Raw genomic sequence first — 4602 nt, forward strand, 5'->3', positions numbered from 1 at the left:
CAACCTCAAAACGGTGTTTTGAGCATCATGCGGCTAGCTTCTTAGTTTGCTCTTTGATTTTCATTGAGTGTAAAAAACAGATGAGTCTCTGTTTTCTTTTTATGGACTATAAATGTTCATCTGAAACTACTTTCAAGGATATTATTATACAAAAGAGTTTCTTGAAACTAAAATCTATTATACTACACTGTATTGAAAGCGTTTTAGAAATGAGGTATAATAAATTTGCTAACACTTATAAAAAGTGATAGAATCTTATCTTTATGTATATTTAAAGATAGATTGCTGTAAAAATAGTAGCAGCTATGCGAAATGACAGATAGAGAGAAGGGATTGAAGCTTAGAAAAGGGGAATAATATGATATTTAAGGCATTCAAGACAAAAAAGCAGAGAAAAAGACAAATTGAACTACTTTTGACAGTTTTTTTCGACAGTTTTCTGATTGATTTATTTCTTCACTTATTTGGGATTGTCCCCTTTAAGCTGGATAAGATTCTGATTGTGAGCTTGATTATATTTCCCATTATTTCTACAAGTATTTATGCTTATGAAAAGCTATTTGAAAAAGTGTTCGATAAGGATTGAGCAGGAAGTATGGTGTAAATAGCATAAGCTGATGTCCATCATTTGCTTATAAAGAGATATTTTAGTTTAATTGCAGCGGTGTCCTGGTAGATAAACTAGATTGGCAGGAGTCTGATTGGAGAAAGGAGAGGGGAAATTTGGCACCAATTTGAGATAGTTTGTTTAGTTCATTTTTGTCATTTAAATGAACTGTAGTAAAAGAAAGTTAAGAAAAGACAAACTAAGTGCATTTTCTGGAGTAAATGTTTTATTTCAGAAATCGGGATATAGATATAGAGAGGAACAGTATGAATCGGAATGTTCAAGAACGTAAGTGTCGTTATAGTATTAGGAAACTATCGGTAGGAGCGGTTTCTATGATTGTGGGAGCAGTGGTGTTTGGAACGTCTCCTGTTTTAGCTCAAGAAGGGGCGAGTGAGCAACCTCTGGCAAATGAAACTCAACTTTCGGGGGGGGGGGAGCTCAACCCTAACTGATACAGAAAAGAGCCAGCCTTCTGAGGAAGGAGAAAATATAACTCTTCCTGCAGAGCATGTAGAGTCTGTTTCAGAGACTGAACTTTCTGGCAATGAGCAAGAACAAGAAAGGGAAGATAAGCAAGAAGAAAAAATTCCAAGAGATTACTATGCACGAGATTTGGAAAATGTCGCAACAGTGATAGAAAAAGATGACTTAGAGACGAATGATTCAAATGGAAAAAGAGTAGACTTGTCTGATGAATTAGAGAAAGTAAAGGGACTCCAAAATGCAACTGTTCATGTGGAGTTTAAACCGGCTGCTGATGGTCCTAGTTTTTACAATCTCTTTTCTGCTTCCAGTACAACTAAAGTAAATGAGTACTTTACAATGGCAATCAATAATGGGACAGCTTTGATAGAGGGACGTGGAGCTGATGGTAGTCAATTTTATGGAAGTTATACAGATGCGCCTTTGAAGATTAGACCAGGCAAGTATAATTCGGTTACTTTTACTGTTGAAAGACCAAGAAAGGATAGTCCAAATGGTCAGGTTCGTCTTTATGTGAATGGTGTATTATCTCGTACGAATAAAAAGTCAGGGAAATTCCTGGCAGACATGCCAGATGTGGATAAACTTCAGTTAGGTGCAACTAATAGAGCAGGAGAACTGAAGTGGGGCTCAAATCTCTCTATTCGTAATCTGACTGTATACAATCGTGCTCTAACTCCAGAGGAAGTCAAAAAACGTAGCCAGTTATTTGATGTGACAGATATTGAGCCGTCACTTCCTGAAGGGGCAGTCTTGACAGAGAAGCAAGAGTTGTTTATGAGCGGTGTCAATGGTAAGCCAAATAGTGAAGGAATTAAGAATTATCGGATTCCAGCTTTGCTACGTACGGATAAAGGAACATTACTGGCAGGGGCAGATCAGCGTCGTCTCCACCATTCTGATTGGGGAGATATTGCTATGGTCGTTAGGAGAAGTGAGGATGGGGGAACTACTTGGCAGCCAACCTTAACCTTGACCAACTTGCGAGACAATCCAGAAGCAAAAGATCCGCAGGCACCATCTCCACTTAATATCGATATGGTCTTGGTTCAAGATCCTACCACAAAGAGAATTTTTTCAATCTACGATATGTTTCCAGAAGGTCGAGCTGTCTTTGGAATGCCAAACAAACCTCAAAAAGCTTATCAACAAGTTGGAGACAAGCACTATCAATTACTATATAAACAAGGGGAAAATCAAGCATATACTGTTCGAGAAAACGGAGAAGTATATGATGCAAATAATCAAAAAACAGATTATCGCGTTGTAGTGGATCCAAAAGAAGAAGCCTACAGAGATAAGGGTGACCTCTATAAAGGAGAAGAGCTTCTTGGGAATATCTACTTTGCTCCATCTGCTAAAAATCCATTTCGTGTAGCCTATACGAGCTATTTGTGGCTTTCTTATAGTGATGATGATGGGAAAACATGGTCGCAACCAAGAGATATTACACCATCAATTCGCCAAGATTGGATGAAATTTTTAGGAACAGGTCCAGGTACAGGAATTGTGCTTAGAACAGGAGAGCACAAGGGACGTATCCTAGTTCCTACTTATACCACCAATGCTATCTCTCATCTAAGCGGATCTCAGTCTTCTCGTCTGATTTATTCAGATGACCATGGAGAAACATGGCAGGCTGGAGCTGCTGTTAATGATGATAGGACGGTAGGCGGAAGGAAAATTCATTCCTCAACTATGAATAATAGTCCTGCCCAAAATACTGAGTCAGTTGCTGTACAGTTAAATAATGGTGATGTGAAACTCTTTATGAGAGGATTAACGGGTGATTTACAGGTTGCCACAAGTAAAGATGGTGGGCAAACTTGGGACAAGGAAATCAAGAGATACAATCAGGTTAAAGATGTTTATGTCCAAATGGCTGCTATTCACACCATGCACGAAGGAAAAGAATACATCATTTTAACCAATTCAGGAGGACCTAAACGGACGAATGGAATGGCTCATTTGGCTCGTGTAGAGGACAACGGAGACTTGACTTGGTTACATCATAGACCAATTCAAAAAGGAGAGTTTGCCTATAATTCGCTCCAAGAATTAGGAAATGGGGAGTATGGTATCTTGTATGAACACACTGAAAAAGGACAAAATGACTATACCCTATCATTTAGAAAATTTAATTGGGACTTTTTAACAAAAGATCCGGTATATCCAACGAGTGTAACTATCAGGGACGTTCGTAAATTGGAAACAGAAGAAGAGGATGCAGAACAAGGTATCTTAGCTATGCAATTTGATTCTGAGGTACTAGTAAATTCTATTCCGACTTTGACTTTAGCGAATGGACACAAAGCTACCTTCTTGACCCAAGCAGATCAAAAAACTCTACTTTTCACCTTTAATAAAGAAGATGCAGGTCAAGAAATTACAGGTCTACTGGCCGGTAGAATTGACAGTATGCATGATTTACCAGTTACACTAGCTGGCAGTAGAATTCCTGAAGATGCGAAAGAAAATCCTGTCGAGACCATGAATACAGTAAGAGAAAATGTATCTGAGGAGATGACAGAAAGGAAGTCAGAGAAGGATAAATTATCTTTGGGGTCTTCAGATAGAATGGTAGCAAACTCTCCTCTTACTTCTTTTGCTCCTCGTTACCTCCAATCTTATGTAGGAGATGTTATTAAAACTGAGACTAAAGTTCCAATAACGACTGGTTGGAAGCAAGAAAATGGTGCGTGGTATTTTTATACATCTGCTGGTGAAGTGGTGAAAGGCTGGCATCAGGAAGCGGATAAATGGTACTACTTGAGTTCTACTGGTGCGATGGCAACTGGTTGGGTCAGAGATGGTAATCAATGGTATTATTTGAGTAAGAGTGGAGCAATGTCTACTGGCTGGGTTGAATCCAGTGGTGTGTGGTACTATCTCAATGCTAACGGCTCAATGGCAACTGGTTGGGTCAGAGATGGTAACCAATGGTATTATTTGAGTGAGAGCGGAGCAATGTCTACTGGCTGGGTTGAATCCAGTGGTGTGTGGTACTATCTCAATGCTAACGGTTCAATGGCAACTGGTTGGATAAAAGATGGAGACCATTGGTACTATCAGGAATCATCTGGTGCAATGAAGGTAAATCAATGGTTCCAAGTTGGAGACAAATGGTACTATGTCAATGAAAGCGGAAGATTAGCGGTTAATACTATAGTAGATGGTTATAAAGTTAACTCCAATGGGGAGTGGGTCAACTACTAGAACCTTGGATGTTGATGAATAACTGAGACATGTTTTGTCCGTCATAGAGATAAAAAGTTTATTTAGATAGTTTTCGTAGAAATTTCTACTTTAAGAAAAAGTCAATTTAGATGAGCTCTTATTGCCGGGTAAATGCCTTGCTAGTCGTAAATAAACTGTATATTTCCGACTTACTTAGGACTGGATACCACTAGTCGCAACTTAACAGTTCGCTTTAAGTGTTAAAATGCATATAGCTAGTTATTGGTTATATGCGTTTTTGTTCTTGATTATTTTATTATGGCTTCAAGCCA

General features: G+C 38.7%; 3 protein-coding genes. All 3 read left to right on the top strand.

Annotated features, from left to right (window positions below; genetic code table 11):
* Nucleotides 1-358 precede the first annotated feature (358 nt).
* Nucleotides 359-586, top strand: coding sequence for a hypothetical protein (locus HT719_RS09010; RefSeq protein WP_000576348.1), 228 nt, complete (start codon nucleotides 359-361; stop codon nucleotides 584-586).
* A 287-nt stretch (nucleotides 587-873) separates the two neighbouring features.
* Nucleotides 874-1062, top strand: a complete 189-nt coding sequence (locus HT719_RS09015) for a YSIRK-type signal peptide-containing protein (RefSeq protein WP_078800240.1) — start codon at nucleotides 874-876, stop codon at nucleotides 1060-1062.
* Nucleotides 1019-4309, top strand: coding sequence for a sialidase domain-containing protein (locus HT719_RS09020; protein WP_172928945.1), 3291 nt, complete (start codon nucleotides 1019-1021; stop codon nucleotides 4307-4309). Before HT719_RS09015 ends, HT719_RS09020 begins: the two co-directional genes overlap by 44 nt.
* The last annotated feature ends 293 nt before the right edge of the window (nucleotides 4310-4602 follow it).

The sequence above is a fragment of the Streptococcus sp. k-378 genome (assembly GCF_013277505.1).
Lineage (GTDB): Bacteria > Bacillota > Bacilli > Lactobacillales > Streptococcaceae > Streptococcus > Streptococcus pseudopneumoniae.